At 71.0% G+C, this 15,880-nt stretch carries 12 protein-coding genes and 3 pseudogenes; 13 read left to right on the top strand and 2 right to left on the bottom strand.

The annotated features are described in order from the left end of the window. The first annotated feature begins 179 nt into the window (after positions 1 to 179). The 13 genes and pseudogenes from JN350_RS15265 to JN350_RS15205 all read left to right on the top strand — a co-directional run bounded on the left by JN350_RS15265 (position 180) and on the right by JN350_RS15205 (position 13,009). Positions 180 to 1,244, top strand: coding sequence for a BMP family lipoprotein (locus JN350_RS15265; protein WP_205462722.1), 1,065 nt, complete (start codon positions 180 to 182; stop codon positions 1,242 to 1,244). Between the two features lie 139 nt (positions 1,245 to 1,383). Then, positions 1,384 to 2,904, top strand: coding sequence for an ABC transporter ATP-binding protein (locus JN350_RS15260; protein ID WP_205462721.1), 1,521 nt, complete (start codon positions 1,384 to 1,386; stop codon positions 2,902 to 2,904). Continuing rightward, a complete protein-coding gene (locus tag JN350_RS15255; RefSeq protein ID WP_205462720.1) occupies positions 2,901 to 4,253 on the top strand; it encodes an ABC transporter permease in 1,353 nt (450 codons plus the stop codon). The genes JN350_RS15260 and JN350_RS15255 overlap by 4 nt, the downstream gene beginning before the upstream one ends. Then, positions 4,250 to 5,539 (top strand): ABC transporter permease, encoded by a 1,290-nt coding sequence (locus JN350_RS15250; RefSeq protein ID WP_205462719.1) that lies wholly within the window; start codon positions 4,250 to 4,252, stop codon positions 5,537 to 5,539. Before JN350_RS15255 ends, JN350_RS15250 begins: the two co-directional genes overlap by 4 nt. A 166-nt stretch (positions 5,540 to 5,705) precedes the next feature. After that, positions 5,706 to 6,104 (top strand): cytidine deaminase, encoded by a 399-nt coding sequence (locus JN350_RS15245; protein WP_123339066.1) that lies wholly within the window; start codon positions 5,706 to 5,708, stop codon positions 6,102 to 6,104. Between the two features lie 5 nt (positions 6,105 to 6,109). Beyond that, a pseudogene (locus JN350_RS15240) lies at positions 6,110 to 7,409 on the top strand (thymidine phosphorylase). A 132-nt stretch (positions 7,410 to 7,541) separates the two neighbouring features. Next, positions 7,542 to 8,654, top strand: coding sequence for an adenosine deaminase (locus JN350_RS15235; RefSeq protein ID WP_205462718.1), 1,113 nt, complete (start codon positions 7,542 to 7,544; stop codon positions 8,652 to 8,654). A gap of 3 nt (positions 8,655 to 8,657) precedes the next feature. Then, positions 8,658 to 9,104: a PTS sugar transporter subunit IIA gene (locus tag JN350_RS15230; RefSeq protein ID WP_205462717.1), complete on the top strand. Its 447-nt coding sequence runs from the start codon at positions 8,658 to 8,660 to the stop codon at positions 9,102 to 9,104. Beyond that, on the top strand, positions 9,101 to 9,379 hold the full coding sequence (locus JN350_RS15225) for a PTS sugar transporter subunit IIB (protein ID WP_123292189.1): 279 nt from the start codon (positions 9,101 to 9,103) through the stop codon (positions 9,377 to 9,379). Before JN350_RS15230 ends, JN350_RS15225 begins: the two co-directional genes overlap by 4 nt. A 77-nt stretch (positions 9,380 to 9,456) precedes the next feature. Continuing rightward, a complete protein-coding gene (locus tag JN350_RS15220) occupies positions 9,457 to 10,299 on the top strand; it encodes a purine-nucleoside phosphorylase (protein ID WP_111086614.1) in 843 nt (280 codons plus the stop codon). Continuing rightward, positions 10,296 to 11,971 (top strand): annotated as a pseudogene (locus JN350_RS15215) (phospho-sugar mutase). The gene JN350_RS15220 and the pseudogene JN350_RS15215 overlap by 4 nt, the downstream one beginning before the upstream one ends. Positions 11,972 to 12,173: 202 nt before the next feature. After that, positions 12,174 to 12,875 (top strand): hypothetical protein, encoded by a 702-nt coding sequence (locus JN350_RS15210; protein WP_205462716.1) that lies wholly within the window; start codon positions 12,174 to 12,176, stop codon positions 12,873 to 12,875. Further along, on the top strand, positions 12,872 to 13,009 hold the full coding sequence (locus tag JN350_RS15205; RefSeq protein WP_205462715.1) for a hypothetical protein: 138 nt from the start codon (positions 12,872 to 12,874) through the stop codon (positions 13,007 to 13,009). Before JN350_RS15210 ends, JN350_RS15205 begins: the two co-directional genes overlap by 4 nt. A 220-nt stretch (positions 13,010 to 13,229) precedes the next feature. Here the strand turns inward: JN350_RS15205 and JN350_RS15200 are convergent. Beyond that, positions 13,230 to 15,012 (bottom strand): annotated as a pseudogene (locus JN350_RS15200) (acetyl/propionyl/methylcrotonyl-CoA carboxylase subunit alpha). A gap of 79 nt (positions 15,013 to 15,091) precedes the next feature. Then, positions 15,092 to 15,877, bottom strand: coding sequence for a Maf family protein (locus JN350_RS15195; protein WP_205462714.1), 786 nt, complete (start codon positions 15,875 to 15,877; stop codon positions 15,092 to 15,094). Positions 15,878 to 15,880: the final 3 nt, after the last annotated feature.

Here is a 15,880-nt window from a genome sequence, read left to right as displayed (position 1 = left end):
TCGAACTGGGGGTCCGAGCGTGACCCCGCGTTACGGGCGCGTTTCGGCGCGGTCGCGATCCCGTAACTGATCCTTCCGGTGCTCAGAACGGGTCCTGTACCGGCCGGGCGGTCGTGTACTGTCGCCACGATCGCCCGGAACGCACGTGGTCCGGGCACGCTCCCCGGAGGAACCCACCCGTGACATCTCGTACCCGACGCGTCGTCCTCAGCGGCTTCGCGCTCCTCGGCACCGCCGCCGTCCTCGCAGGCTGCGCCTCGGCGCCGTCCGACACGACGACCGCCAAGAAGACCGACTTCCGCCCCTGCATGGTCTCCGACGCCGGTGGCTTCGACGACAAGTCGTTCAACCAGCTCGGCTACGAGGGCATGAAGGACGCCGCCAAGGACCTCGGTGCCACCTACAAGGAAGCCGAGTCGAAGGACGCCACCGTCTACGACTCGAACATCCAGCAGCTCATCGGCCAGAACTGCAACCTCGTCGTGACCGTCGGCTTCAACCTCGCCGACGCCACGAAGAAGCAGGCCGCGGCGAACCCCGACACCGAATTCGCGATCATCGACGACAGCTCGATCGACGCGAAGAACGTCAAGCCGATCACGTTCGACACCTCGCAGGCCGCGTTCCTCGCCGGCTACGCAGCGGCGTCCTACTCGAAGACCGGCGTCGTCGGCACCTTCGGTGGCATGCAGATCCCGACCGTCACCATCTTCATGGACGGCTTCGCGGACGGCGTGAAGTACTACAACGAGCAGAAGGACAAGGACGTCAAGGTCGTCGGCTGGAACGTCGACACCGGCAAGGGCTCCTTCACCGGTGGCTTCGAGGCCGGCACGCAGGCCAAGTCGGTCGCGCAGACGCTCCTCGACCAGGACGCCGACGTGATCCTGCCCGTCGGCGGCCCGATCTACCAGTCGGCGGCCGAGGCGATCAAGGACGCCGACAACGGCTCCGTCCTCATCGGTGCGGACAGCGACCTCTACGAGGCCGACCCGCGCTACAAGGACATCGCGTTCACCTCGGTCGAGAAGGGCATGCGGCCGGCCGTGAAGGACGTCGTCGAGCAGGCGGCCGACAAGAAGTTCTCGAAGACCCCGTACGTGGGCACGCTCGAGAACGAGGGCGTCGGCATCGCGCCGTTCCACGACTACGAGTCCAAGGTCGACAAGGGCCTGCAGGGCGAACTGGACGACATCAAGGCCGGCATCATCGACGGCTCGATCAAGGTCAAGACCCAGTCCTGACCCGACGAACGCGGGCGAGGGGCTTCCTCGCCCGCGTTCTCGTGCGCCCGAGCGGTGCACGCGAGACCGTGCGCCCGTGTGGCGCACTCGAGATCGTGCGCCCGCGTGGCGCGCGCGAGACAGAAATAGACTCCCGAACATGAAGCTCGAACTCCGCGGCATCACCAAGCGGTTCGGCGCCCTGGTCGCCAACGACCACATCTCGCTCACCGTCGAGCCGGGTGAGGTCCACTGCCTCCTGGGTGAGAACGGCGCCGGCAAGTCCACCCTGATGAACGTCCTCTACGGCCTGTACGACGCCGACGAGGGCGAGATCCTGCTCGACGACGTGGTCCAGGACTTCGACGGCCCCGGTGACGCCATGCGCGCCGGCATCGGCATGGTGCACCAGCACTTCATGCTCGTGCCCGTCTTCACCGTGGCCGAGAACGTCATGCTCGGGCAGGAGCAGACCACCTTCGGCGGCCGGCTCGACCTGGCCGGTGCCCGCAAGCGGGTCAAGGAGATCTCCGACCGCTTCGGGTTCGACGTCGACCCCGACGCCAAGATCGAGGACCTGCCCGTCGGCGTCCAGCAGCGCGTCGAGATCATCAAGGCGCTCTCCCGCGACGCCTCCGTGCTGGTGTTCGACGAGCCGACGGCCGTCCTCACCCCGCAGGAGACCGACGAGCTGATGGGCATCATGCGCCAGCTCCGTGAAGCCGGCACCGCGATCGTCTTCATCACCCACAAGCTCCGCGAGGTCCGCGAGGTCGCCGACCGCATCACGGTGATCCGGCTCGGCAAGGTCGTCGGCGAGGCATCGCCCACCGCGACGAACAACGAGCTCGCGGCCCTGATGGTCGGTCGCGCCGTGTCGCTCGTCGTCGAGAAGGCGCCGTCGACCGGTGGCGAGGACGCCCTGGTCGTCGAGGGCCTCACCGTCACCGACCCGTCCGGGATCGTGCTCGTCGACGACGTGTCGTTCTCGGTCCGTCGCGGCGAGGTCCTGGCGATCGCCGGCGTGCAGGGCAACGGCCAGACCGAGCTCACCGAGGCGATCCTCGGGCTCGAGCCCGTGCACGCCGGCCGCATCACGCTCGACGGCAAGGAGCTGACCGGCCGCAGCGTCAAGCAGGTGCTCGACGCCGGCGTCGGCTTCGTTCCCGAGGACCGCAAGGAGGACGGCCTGGTCGGCGAGTTCACCATCGCGGAGAACCTCATGCTCGACCGGTCCGACCACGACGCCTTCGTCCGCGCCGGCACCATCCGGTCCGCCGAGCGCGACGCCTTCGCCGACGAGAAGATCGCCGAGTTCGACATCCGCACGCCGGGTCGCACGACCGCTGCCGGTCGGCTGTCCGGCGGCAACCAGCAGAAGATCGTCCTCGCCCGCGAGCTCAGCCGCGAGCTCCGGCTGTTCGTCGCCGCGCAGCCCACACGCGGCATCGACGTCGGCTCGATCGAGTTCGTGCACAAGCGCATCGTCGCCACCCGCGACACCGGAGTGCCCGTCATCGTCGTCTCCACCGAGCTCGACGAGGTCGTGGCACTGGCCGACCGCATCGCCGTCATGTACCGCGGCGGCATCGTCGGGATCGTGCCGGCGAGCACCCCGCGAGACGTCCTCGGCCTCATGATGGCCGGCGAGATCCCAGAAGGAACGGAGTTGGCAGCGTGAGCACCCCCACGCCAGACCACACGCAGCAGCCAGGGGCCGACGCCCCGCTCACCGACGACCGTCTGCAGGAGGCGCCGGAGACCCCGCACCTGATGACGGACTCCGCCGAGGACACCGAGCGACGGAACGGAGCCCCCGGCACCGACCGCTGGCACGCCGCGCTGCAGAGCATCCTGAACGGCTCCGTGCTCGTGACGGTCCTCGCGGTCGTGCTCGCCCTCGTCGCGTGCGGCATCCTCATCGCCCTGACCGACGAGAACGTCCGCGCCACGGCAGGCTACTTCTTCGCTCGTCCCGCCGACATGCTCCAGGCCATCGGCACCGCGGTCGGCGGCGCCTACGCCTCGCTGTTCCAGGGGTCGGTGGTCAACTTCGGCGCCGCGAGCTTCCAGCAGGCGATCGCCCCGCTCACCCGGTCGATCGACTACGCGGTGCCGCTCGTCGTCGCCGGTCTCGGGATCGCGCTGTCCTTCCGCGCCGGGCTGTTCAACATCGGTGGCCAGGGCCAGATCCTGATGGGGGCCGCGGCCGCCGGCTGGGTCGGGTTCTCGTTCGACGGCCCTGCCGCGATCCACATCCCGCTCACGATCGTCGCCGGCATCGTCGGCGGTGCGGTCTGGGGCGGGATCGTCGGTGTCCTCAAGGCGCGCACGGGTGCGAACGAGGTGGTCGTCACGATCATGCTCAACTACGTCGCGCTCTACCTGGTCAGCTACCTGCTCCGGACCCCGGGTCTGCTCCAGGCTCCGGGCAGCAGCAACCCGATCTCCCCGGCCACGAAGGACAGCGCGCTCCTGCCGCAGCTCTTCGGCGAGCGGTACGGCGTGGACCTCGGGTTCATCGTCGCGATCATCGCGGTCGTCGTCGTCTGGTGGCTCGTCAACAAGTCGTCGCTCGGCTTCCGGTTCCGCACCATCGGTGAGAACCCCCGTGCCGCCCGCGTCGCCGGCATGAGCGTGCCGTCGCTGACGATCTGGGTGATGGTCATCTCCGGTGCCCTCGTCGGCATCGCCGGCGCCTACCAGGTGCAGGGTGCGGTCACGACGGGCTTCACCTCGGGCATCGACGCCGGCATCGGCTTCGACGCGATCACCGTCGCGCTGCTCGGCCGCTCGAAGCCGTGGGGCGTGTTCTGGGCCGCGATCCTGTTCGGCGTGCTGAAGAACGGTGGCTACGCCATGCAGGCCGCCAACGGCATCCCGATCGACATCGTCGGTGTCATCCAGGCCCTCATCGTCCTGTTCATCGCGGCGCCGCCGCTCGTCCGCGCGATCTTCCGGATCCCGCAGCCGGGAGCCCGCCAGCGCACGAAGACGAGCAAGAACAGCAAGAAGGCGGTCGCCGCGTGAGCACCCTCAGCCCCACCGCGGCGCCCGCGTCGCCCCTGTCCGACCGTCCGGTCGAGACGACCCGCAGCTGGAAGCTCCCGATCGGGTACGCCGTGTTCACGCTGCTCGCGGTCGTGTTCTTCGTCCTGCTCAGCCGTGCCGGCACGACCACCTTCCGGCTCGCGAACGCCGGCGACCTCGTCGCGCTGCCGAACGTCCCGCTGTCGGCGGCACCGACCGGCTACGTCGTGGTCGTGCTCCTGGCGATCGCCACGGTCTACGCCGTCGTCGAGGTCCGCGCGTACCGCCGCGTCCCGCTCTGGGTCACGTCGGTCTTCGCGATCGTCTTCGTCATCGGGTTCCTGACGTGGGCAGCGGCCGGCGCCACGATCCCGCTGCCCGGCCTGCTGGTCGGAGCACTCGGGCTGAGCGTCCCCCTCGTGTTCGGTGCCCTCGGCGGCGTCATCTCCGAGCGCGTCGGCGTGGTGAACATCGCCATCGAGGGCCAGTTCCTCGCGGGTGCGTTCACCTCGGCGCTCATCGCGTCGCTCACCGGCTCCGCGTGGGTCGGCCTCGTCGGCGCCCTCATCGCGGGTGTGCTCGTCTCGTTCATCCTGGCCGCGTTCAGCATCAAGTACCTCGTCGACCAGGTCATCGTCGGTGTCGTCATCAACGCCCTGATCTCGGGGCTGACCGGCTTCCTGTACTCGCAGGTGCTGTCCCCCAACGAGACCACGCTGAACGTCGGCGTCCGGTTCCCGAAGTTCGAGATCCCGCTGCTCCACCAGATCCCGGTCATCGGTCCGGTGTTCTTCGAGCAGAGCGTCATCGTCTACCTGGCGTACGTGGCCGTCGCGGTCGTCACCTTCGGCCTGTTCAAGACCCGCTGGGGCCTGCGCCTCCGCGCGGTCGGCGAGCACCCGCAGGCGGCCGACACGGTGGGCATCAACGTCACGAGCACCCGGTTCTGGAACGTGTCGCTCGCCGGCGCGATCGCCGGCCTGGGCGGCGCGTACTTCACGCTCGACGCGGTCGGACCGTTCACGAAGGACATGACCGCGGGCGCCGGCTACATCGCCCTGGCCGCTGTCATCTTCGGTCGCTGGGACCCGATCAAGGCCACGCTGGCGGCGCTGCTGTTCGGCTTCGCGTCGAACCTGCAGAACACGCTCGGGGCGATCGACTCGCCCGTGCCGAGCGAGTTCCTGCTGATGCTGCCGTACGTGGTGACGATCTTCGCGGTGGCCGGCCTGGTCGGGCAGTCGCGCGGTCCCGCCGCGTCCGGCAAGCCGTACATCAAGAGCTGACGGCCAGGAGGCACGGCACATGACCGACACGCACGCTGCGGACGACGGCACGGCCGCGTCCACCGACGCGATCGCCTGGACGGACCCGGCTACGGCCCTGCGCGCGGGAGGCGGCGCCACCGCCGCCGACGGGGCGGACGCAGCCACGGGCCTCCCGGTCGACGACGTGGACTGGGGCGCCCTCCGCGACGCCGCCACGGCCGCGATGCGGCGCGCCTACGCGCCGTACTCGTCGTTCCCGGTGGGCGCCGCGGCGCTCACCGACGACGGCCGGATCGTCTCCGGCTGCAACGTCGAGAACGCGAGCTACGGGGTGACGCTCTGCGCGGAGTGCTCGCTCGTGTCGCAGCTGCACATGACCGGCGGCGGCAAGCTCGTCGCGTTCACCTGCGTCGACGGCGACGGGGCGACCCTCATGCCGTGCGGCCGCTGCCGGCAGCTGCTGTTCGAGCACTCGACCGAGGGCATGCTCCTCGAGACGGTCTCGGGCATCCGCACCATCGACGAGGTCCTGCCCGACGCGTTCGGGCCGCGCACCCTCGCCACCTACCAGCAGGAGCACTGATCCACATGGCCGTCGAGCCGTTCGACACCGTCGACCTCATCCGCACGAAGCGCTCCGGCAGCGCCCTGAGCACCGCCGAGGTCGACTGGCTCGTCGACGCGTACACGCGCGGCTACGTCGAGGACCCGCAGATGGCCGCGATGGCGATGGCGATCTTCCTGAACGGGATGGAGCGGCGCGAGGTCAAGGACCTCACGCTCGCGATGATCGCGTCGGGGGAGCGGATGTCGTTCGGGTCGCTCGGCAAGACGACCGTCGACAAGCACTCCACCGGAGGTGTCGGCGACAAGATCACGCTGCCGCTCGCACCGCTGGTGGCGTCGTTCGGCGTCGCGGTGCCGCAGCTGTCCGGCCGTGGCCTCGGTCACACCGGCGGGACGCTCGACAAGCTCGAGTCGATCCCCGGGTGGCAGGCGGCGCTGTCGAACGACCGGATGACGGAGATCCTGTCCGATGTCGGTGCGGTCATCTGCGCCGCCGGCTCCGGCCTCGCACCGGCCGACAAGAAGCTGTACGCCCTGCGCGACATCACCGGCACCGTCGAGTGCATCCCGCTCATCGCGTCGAGCATCATGTCGAAGAAGATCGCCGAGGGCACCGGTGCGCTCGTGCTCGACGTGAAGTTCGGTTCCGGTGCGTTCATGCCGACCTACGAGGCGTCGCGCGAGGCTCGCGCAGACGATGGTCGACCTCGGGAACGACGCCGGGGTGAAGACCTCGGCGCTGCTCACCGACATGGAGGTCCCGCTCGGCCTGACGATCGGCAACGCGCTCGAGGTGCGGGAATCGGTCGAGGTGCTGGAGGGCGGCGGGCCGGCCGACGTCGTGGAGCTGACCGTGGCACTGGCCTCGGAGATGCTGACGCTCGCCGGGATGCCGGACGCCGATCCCGCCGCGGCGCTGGCCGACGGTCGCGCGATGGACACCTGGCGCCGGATGATCTCCGCGCAGGGTGGGGATCCCTCCGCCGCGCTGCCGGTCGCCCGCGAGCAGCACGTCGTCACGGCGCCGTCGTCCGGTGTGCTGGCGCAGCAGGACGCCCTGCCGTTCGGCGTCTCGGCCTGGCGCCTCGGCGCCGGTCGTGCCCGCGCGCAGGACCCGGTGCAGGCCGGGGCGGGCATCGAACTGCACGTCAAGCCCGGTGACACCGTGACCGAGGGGCAGCCGCTCTGGACGCTGCACACCGACGACGCCTCGCGGATCCCGCGCGCGCTCGAGTCGCTCGAGGGTGCGTGGTCGATCGGCTCGTCCGACGCTGCCGTGGCGGCCCGCGGGCCGATCGTGCGGGAGCGCATCGCGGGCTGAACGTGGGCCGTCGGGCCGGCCATCGGCCGGGCTGCAGCCGCCTGCCCGGCTGTGGAGAGCCTCCAGTGCGTTCCGGCGTCTGTTGTGCACAGGTGCCTGCGCGTCGGTGGTGACCACCGATAGCCTGGTCGCATGAGCGCCGACGCCCCGACCTACCGCCTGCCCGACGCCGGAGCGGTCATCAACGACCTGCCGAAGGTCTCGCTGCACGACCACCTCGACGGCGGCCTGCGCCCCGCGACGATCGTCGAGCTTGCCGGTGCCGCGGGCGTCACGCTGCCGACTACCGACCCGTCCGAGCTCGGGCAGTGGTTCGCCGACCAGTCGAACTCGGGCTCGCTCGTCGAGTACCTGAAGACGTTCGACGTCACCATCTCGGTCATGCAGACGGCTCCGCAGCTGCACCGCGTCGCGAAGGAGTTCGTCGAGGACCTGGTCGCCGACGGCGTCGTGTACGGCGAGGTCCGGTGGGCGCCGGAACAGCACCTGCAGGGCGGGCTGACGCTCGACGAGACGGTCGAGGCCGTCCAGGCCGGCATCGAGGAAGCGGTCGACGCCGCCGGCGGGCGCATCCGCGTCGGCCAGCTCGTCACCGCGATGCGCCACGCCGACCGCTCGCTCGAGATCGCCGAGCTCGCCGTCCGGCACCGTGACAACGGGGTCGTCGGCTTCGACATCGCCGGTGCCGAAGCCGGGTTCCCCGCCTCGAACCACCGTGCCGCGTTCGACTACCTGGCGTCCGAGCTGTTCCCCGTCACCGTCCACGCGGGCGAAGCCGACGGACTCGCCTCGATCCGGTCCGCGCTCGTCGACGGCCGCGCGCTGCGCCTCGGGCACGGCGTCCGGATCTTCGAGGACGTCACCCTCTCCGACGCCGGTGACGGCTCGACGCTCGCCTCCCTCGGCGAGGTCGCGTCGTGGGTCCGCGACCGCGAGATCCCGCTCGAGGTCTCGCCGTCCTCCAACCTGCAGACCGGTGCGATCGCGGCCTGGGGCGACGACCTCGCCGACCACCCGTTCGACGTGCTCTACCAGCTCGGCTTCCGGGTCACGGTGAACACCGACAACCGCCTGATGAGCGGGACGTCGCTGTCGAAGGAGCTCGCACTGCTCGCCGGCACGTTCGGCTACGACCTCGACGACCTGGCGGCGTTCCAGATCAACGCGGCGCTCGGCTCGTTCCTGCCGCTCGAGGACCGCGAGGAGATCATCGCGACCATCACCTCCGGGTACTCGGAGGCCTGACGCATGGGACTGCCGCCGCTGCCGGACGCCGCCGTGCTCCTCGGGGCCACCGCGCCCACCTGGCGTGACGCGATGCGCCTGGCCGGCGGCGCGCTCGTCGCGTCCGGAGCCACGACCGATGAGTACACGGACGCCATGATCGGCATGGTCGAGGAACACGGGCCGTACATCGTGATCTCGCCGGGCCTGGCGTTCGCCCACGCCCGACCGGGTGGCGCGGTCCTCGGCGACGGGCTCGCCGTCGTGACCCTCGAAGCACCGGTCGCGTTCGGCCACCCGCACAACGACCCGGTCCGTGTGGTCCTGGGACTCGCGGTCGCCGGGGTCGGCACGCACCTCGAGTCCATCGGCGAGATCGCGAACCTGTTCAACGACCAGGCCGTCACGGGGCGGATCGCCGACGCGACGACGGCGGACGAGGTCCGCACGATCATGGGGGTGTCCGCGTGAAGATCGTGACCATCTGCGGTGCGGGCATCGGTTCGAGCGGGATCCTCAAGGTGAACGCCGAGAAGGCCTTGTCCGCCCTCGGCCTGCAGGCGTCGGTCGTCGCGGCCGACGTCGCCTCGGTGCGCGACGTGTCCGACGACGCCAACGTGATCCTCACCAGCCAGGAGTTCGTCGAGGCGATCGGCGACACCTATGCCGAGGTCATCGTGATCCGGAACCACTTCGACCAGGGCGAGATCACGGCGGCGGTGGACCGGGCGCTCGGCGAGCACTGAGGCGGGTGCGGCGGCGGCCGCTGGGGCTGGTGCGGCGGCGGCCGCTGCGGCGGGTGTCTGCCCTTTAGAGTTGGGGCATGAGCACCGAGAACCCGCTGAACGACCCCGCTGCCGACCCGTTCGAGGTCGCGCGCGACGCCGCCGCCGTCATCGCCGCGAAGTCCGGCATCGAGCGGCACGACATCGCCCTGACCCTCGGCTCGGGCTGGGGCAAGGCCGCCGACATCATCGGTGAGACCGTCTCTGAGATCCCGGCGGACCAGGTCCCCGGGTTCAGCGCCTCGGCGGTGCCCGGACACTCCGGCACCATCCGGTCGATCCGCCTCGCCGACGGCCGCCACGCGCTCGTCATCGGCGCACGCACGCACTACTACGAGGGCCACGGTGTCCGTCGGGTCGTGCACAGCGTCCGCACCGCCGCGGCCACGGGGGCCACGGTGATGGTGCTGACGAACGGTGCCGGTGGCATCAAGGAGCACTGGACGCCCGGTACGCCCGTGCTCATCAGCGACCACATCAACCTGACCGCCGACAGCCCGCTCGAGGGCGCGACGTTCATCGACCTCACCGACCTGTACTCGGCCCGGCTGCGTGACGTGGCGCGCTCGGTCGACCCGTCCCTGGACGAGGGCGTCTACACGCAGTTCCGCGGCCCGCACTACGAGACCCCGGCCGAGGTCCAGATGGCCAAGGCCATCGGCGGACACATCGTCGGCATGTCCACCGCGCTCGAGGCCATCGCCGCGCGACAGGCCGGCATGGAGGTCCTCGGGTTCTCCCTCATCACGAACCTCGCCGCCGGCATCCAGAAGACGCCGCTGTCGCACACCGAGGTGCTCGAGGCCGGCAAGCAGGCCGAGCCCGTGATCGCGGACCTGCTCGCCCGCGTGGTGACCGCCCTCGGGCAGCCGGCGTCGTGAAGATCGATCTGGACCACGTGCTCGGCACGGCTCGGTCCTGGCTCGCGCAGGACCCGGACGCACAGACCCGCGACGAGCTGACCGCCGCGATCGACGCCGCGTCCGACGGCTCCGGTCCGGCCGCCCAGGCACTCGCCGCACGGTTCGGTGGCCGGCTGCAGTTCGGCACCGCCGGCCTCCGCGCCGAGCTCGGCTACGGGCCGCTCCGGATGAACCGGGTCGTCGTGTCGCAGGCCGCTGCCGGTCTCGCACGCTTCCTGATCGACACGGGCCGGTCGCGCAGCGTCGTCATCGGGTACGACGGCCGGGTGAACTCCGACGTCTTCGCGCGCGACTCCGCCGAGGTCATGCGCGGCCTCGGGCTCGAGGTCACGCTGCTGCCGGTCGCCCTGCCCACGCCGGTGCTCGCGTTCGCCGTGCGGCACCTCGACGTCGGCGCCGGGGTGATGGTCACCGCGAGCCACAACCCGCCCCGCGACAACGGGTACAAGGTGTACCTCGGCCAGGACGACGACGGGTCGCAGATCGTGCCGCCGGTCGACGGCCGCATCGCGGACGCCATCGACGCCGTCGCGGCGGGGTCGATCACGGACCTTCCTCGGGGCACCGACTACACCGTCGCGTCGTCCGCGCTGCTCGACGCCTACGTGGCCGCGACCGCCGCCACCGTGGCGACGCCGACCCTGTCGCCGCAGGAGCAGCCCACGGTCGTGTACACGGCGATGCACGGTGTCGGGTGGGAGACCGCACGCGCGGTGTTCGCCGCCGCCGGGTTCGCGTCGCCCGCGGTCGTGCCGGAGCAGATCGAGCCGGACGGAGCGTTCCCGACCGTGTCGTTCCCGAACCCCGAGGAACCCGGCGCGATGGACCTGGCGATCGCCCGCGGGCTCGCGGTCGGCGCAGACCTCGTCATCGCGAACGACCCCGACGCCGACCGGCTGGCGCTCGCGATCCCGGCGGTCTCCGACTCCGGGGACCCGACCTACCGTCGCCTGTCCGGCAACGAGGTCGGGTGGCTGCTCGGGTGGCAGGCTGCCGTCCGAGCGTCGGAGACCGGCGCCACGGGCACCCTCGCGGCGTCGATCGTCTCGTCGCCAGCGCTGGCCCGTGTCGCCGCCCGCCACGGTCTGGAGTACCGCGACACCCTGACCGGCTTCAAGTGGGTCTCGCGGGTCCCCGGGCTGCTCTTCGGGTACGAAGAGGCACTCGGCTACCTGGTGGACCCGTCGGTCGTCCGCGACAAGGACGGCATCTCGGCGGCGCTGTCGCTGCTGTCGTTGGCGTCGGACCTCGCCGCTGCCGGATCGTCGATCGCCGGGCAGCTCGACGCCTTCGCCGCCGAGTTCGGGGCGTTCGCGTCCGGGCAGGTCGCGACCCGCGTCGACGACCTGTCCCGCATCGGGGAGATCCTGGCGTCGCTCCGGTCCGCTCCGCCGTCGTCGCTCGGCGGGCTGGACGTCCGCACCGTGACGGACTACGTCGAGGGGTGGAGGGCTTCCCGCCGTCGGACATCCTGCGCTACGACCTGACCGGTGACGCGCGGGTGATCGTCCGACCGAGCGGCACCGAGCCCAAGGTCAAGGTCTACATCGACACCGTCGCCGAGACCCCCGCCGAGGCCCAGCGCCTCGTCGATACCCTGGCCGCCGCCGTGCGCCCCTTGGTCTCGTAGCGGCGCCGCTCGGCCCGTTCGCGCTCGGCTCGTTCGCGCCCGGCTCGTTCGCGCCCGGCTCGTTCGTGTTGCGCCCCGCTGCGTGCATCGCGCCCCGACTCTTCGGGGCGCGATGCCCGCAACGGGGTGCGAAGCCCCGTGGCCTGTCCACAGATCGCGCAGACCCCGCTCGTGATGGACCGTGCGTCGCGATCATCGGACCATGGAACACGAACCCATCTCGACCATCGGCCTCGCGCAGGATCCCGGTCGTGCATCGGCGATCCGTCGCGCAGCGGGTGCCGGAGCCCTCGTCCGAGTGCACCGTGGCACGTACATCGGGTCGGGCGAGTGGGCCTCGATGACGGAACGCGAACGACATCGCATGCTCGTGCGGAGTGTGCTCGCCGGCGGGAGGGGCTCCGTCGTGGTGTCGCACCGGTCAGCGGTGGCCATGCTCGGACTGCCGTGGATCGGGGCGTTCGGCGAGCGTGTCACGGTGACCGACCCGTCCCGGGACCGGGGCCAGGTCAAGCGGAGCGTCCAGCGCATCGGCAGCGCCGGCCGGCGACCGTCCTCCGTCGAGGTCGACGGTGTGCCCGTCACGACGTTGACCGAGACCGCGGTCGACGTCGCCCTTCGCGAACACCCGTGGCGTGCCATCGTCGTGCTCGACGCGGTGCTGCGGCGCGGCGTCGAGCGGGCGACGATCCTCGAAGCGCTCGGGAGTCGCCGTGCTCGCGGGCATCGACGCGCGCGGGAACTGGTCGAGTGCGCGGATCCGCTCGCCGAGTCGCCGGGGAGAGCATCACACGGTGGGGTGCGCACGTGCTCGGCGCTCCGGACCCGGTCCTGCAGCAGGAGTTCCGGCACGACGGCCTGCTCCGCGACCGGGTGGACCTGTGGTTCGCGGAAGCCGGGGTGATCGTCGAGTTCGACGGCCGGGTGAAGTACGACGACCCGCGGCGAGGGCACACCGCGGCAGACGCCCTGGTCGACGAGAAGCGTCGGGAGGACCGTCTCCGCCGTCGTCGGGGGTCAACGGATTCGCACGGGTGATGTGGTCGGACGCGATGCCCGCGGGGCAGCTCCCGCGGATCCTGCACGATGCCGGGGTGCCGCTCGGCCCGAACTGGGGTACTGCCTGGCGTCATGCTGCGAGCCGCGCCCTCTGAAGGTCATCGCGCCCCGAAGAGTCGGGGCGCGATGACCACAGCGGGGCGCAACCCGAGCTGACGGCCCGCGACGGACCGGGGAAGGAGAAACCCCGCCGCGCGGCCTACGCCAGCTCGAGCAGCACGTGACCGGACGAGACCGTCTGGCCGACCGGGGCGTTCAGGCCGGTGACGACGCCGTCCTTGTGGGCCTGCACGGGCTGCTCCATCTTCATGGCCTCGAGCACGACGAGCAGATCGCCCTTCACCACGGTGTCACCCTCGGCGACCGCGAGCTTCACGACGGTCGCCTGCATCGGCGAGGCGACGGACCCGCCGGACTTCGCGATGCCGCCCTTGACCGCCGACGAGCGGCGCTTCGGGGAGCGGAGGGACCGGCCGGACGACGACCGGCGACACCGGCAGCGGCACCGCCACCGACGATCGACGGCATGGTGACCTCGATGCGCTTGCCCTGCACCTCGACGACGACCGAGTCGCGCGACGCCGGTGCCGGCAGTTCTTCGGGAGAACCGCTCCAGGCAGGGATGTCGTTGACGAAATCGGTCTCGATCCACTGCGTGTAGATGCTGAACGGCTCGTCGTCCGTCGTCGCGAACGCCGGGTCCGACACGACCGCACGGTGGAAGGGAGCACGGTCGGCAGACCGGTGACCTCGAACTCGGCCAGTGCACGACGCGAGCGCTCCAGTGCCTCGGCACGGGTGGCGCCGGTGACGATGAGCTTCGCGAGCATCGAGTCGAACGAACCGGACACGACGTCGCCGCTCACGACGCCCGAGTCGACGCGGACACCGGGGCCGGACGGCGCGTTGAACGCGTGCACGGGGCCGGGCGCGGGGAAGAAGTTGCGCCCCGGGTCCTCGCCGTTGATGCGGAACTCGAACGAGTGACCGCGCGCCACGGGGTCCGAGTAGTCGAGCACGCCGCCCTCGGCGATGCGGAACTGCTCGCGCACCAGGTCGATGCCGGTGACCTCTTCGGACACGCAGTGCTCGACCTGCAGGCGGGTGTTGACCTCGAGGAACGACACCGTGCCGTCGGCGCCGATCAGGAACTCGCAGGTGCCGGCACCGACGTAGCCGACCTCGCGCAGGATCGCCTTCGACGACTCGTACAGTCGCTCCTGCTGCGCGTCCGTCAGGTACGGCGCGGGCGCTTCCTCGACGAGCTTCTGGTGCCGGCGCTGCAGCGAGCAGTCACGCGTCGACACGACGACGACGTTGCCGTGCTGGTCGGCGAGGCACTGGGTCTCGACGTGGCGCGGCTTGTCGAGGTACTTCTCGACGAAGCACTCGCCCCGGCCGAACGCCGCGATGGCTTCACGCGTCGCCGACTCGAACTGCGAGGCGACCTCGTCGCGCGTCCGCGCCACCTTCAGACCACGGCCACCGCCGCCGAAGGCCGCCTTGATGGCGACCGGCAGGCCGACCTCGTCGGCGAACGCGATGACCTCGGAGGCGTCCTTGACGGGCTCGATGGTGCCGGGTGCGAGCGGCGCGCCGACCTTCTCGGCGACGTGGCGCGCGGAGACCTTGTCACCGAGGCGCTCGATCGAGTCGGGCGACGGACCGATCCAGGTCAGTCCGGCGTCGATGACGGCACGGGCGAAGTCGGCGTTCTCAGCCAGGAACCCGTAGCCCGGGTGCACGGCGTCCGCGCCGGAGCGTCGGGCGACCGAGATGATCTTGTCGATGACGAGGTAGGTGTCGGCGCTCGTGGTGCCGTTCAGCGCGTACGCCTCGTCGGCGAGGCGGGCGTGCAGGGCGTCACGGTCCTGGTCGGCGTAGACGGCGACCGATGCCTTGCCTGCGTCGCGGGCCGCTCGGATGATGCGGACGGCGATCTCGCCGCGGTTCGCGATGAGGACCTTGCTGATACGGGGCATGAGACATCAGCGTATTCGTGCACGGGGAGCGCGTTTTGACTGGCACCCACAAAGAACCGTGCCGAACGAGTGCGGATGTCTACAGTGACCAGAACTCGTGCCAGGGGACGCCGAAGCCGCGGAGCAGCATCGACCGCAGCACCGGCAACGAGAGTCCGACCACCGCCGACGGTGCCCCGTCGATGCGCGAGATGTACGCCGCCGCCCGCCCGTCGATGGTGAACGCCCCCGCGACCTCGAGCGGCTCGCCAGTCGCCACGTACGCGTCGATCTCCTCGGCGGACAGGTCGTCGGCGAACGTCAGCACGGCGCTGTCCACGGCGACCACGCGGTCGCCACCGGCGGCCAGGGCCGACCCGCCTGGAGCGACGTCACCCAGCTCCGGCACGCCGGCAGGAGACGTCACCAGGCTGCGGACGGGAGGCACGGGGCGGGCCGCATCCGGGCCTCCCGTCCGTCCCGTGGCCGGGTCCAGGTCGCGGCGCCGGTCGATGACGCAGTGCCCACTCCACAGCGTCCCGCCGCCTGCGGCGAGCATCTGCCGCCAGCGTTCCCGGGCCACCGACGGGTCGTGCGGCTTGCCGTACAGGCGCCCGTCGACCTCGAAGGCGGAGTCGCCACCGAACACGAAGCCGTCGACCGGCGACCCGGCGACGTCGGCGTCCGCGACGGCCGACGCCTTCGCGACGGCGAGCAGCGACACGAGCTCCGGGCCGGTCAGGTCGCGGCCGAGCGCGGTGGCGGCCGCGGACGCCGCGGCGTCCTCGTCGACCCCGGTGACACGAGCACTGGCTCGATCCCGGACTGGGCGAGGAGCGCTCGGCGGGCGGGGATGTACTCGCGAGGTACAGACGCATGGGACCATCGA

This window comes from Curtobacterium sp. 24E2 (assembly GCF_016925595.1).
Lineage (GTDB): Bacteria > Actinomycetota > Actinomycetes > Actinomycetales > Microbacteriaceae > Curtobacterium.
The sequence above is the reverse complement of the archived record's forward strand: the minus strand, read 5'-3'. Positions and strand labels throughout refer to the sequence as shown.

Bases quoted from the DNA above. Each gene is read 5' to 3' on its own strand.
- JN350_RS15210 (WP_205462716.1), top strand. From the start codon at position 12,174: ATGGAACACGAACCCATCTCGACCATCGGCCTCGCGCAGGATCCCGGT.
- JN350_RS15230 (WP_205462717.1), top strand. From the start codon at position 8,658: ATGGGACTGCCGCCGCTGCCGGACGCCGCCGTGCTCCTCGGGGCCACC.
- JN350_RS15260 (WP_205462721.1), top strand. From the start codon at position 1,384: ATGAAGCTCGAACTCCGCGGCATCACCAAGCGGTTCGGCGCCCTGGTC.
- JN350_RS15195 (WP_205462714.1), bottom strand. From the start codon at position 15,877: ATGGTCCCATGCGTCTGTACCTCGCGAGTACATCCCCGCCCGCCGAGC.
- JN350_RS15220 (WP_111086614.1), top strand. From the start codon at position 9,457: ATGAGCACCGAGAACCCGCTGAACGACCCCGCTGCCGACCCGTTCGAG.
- JN350_RS15235 (WP_205462718.1), top strand. From the start codon at position 7,542: ATGAGCGCCGACGCCCCGACCTACCGCCTGCCCGACGCCGGAGCGGTC.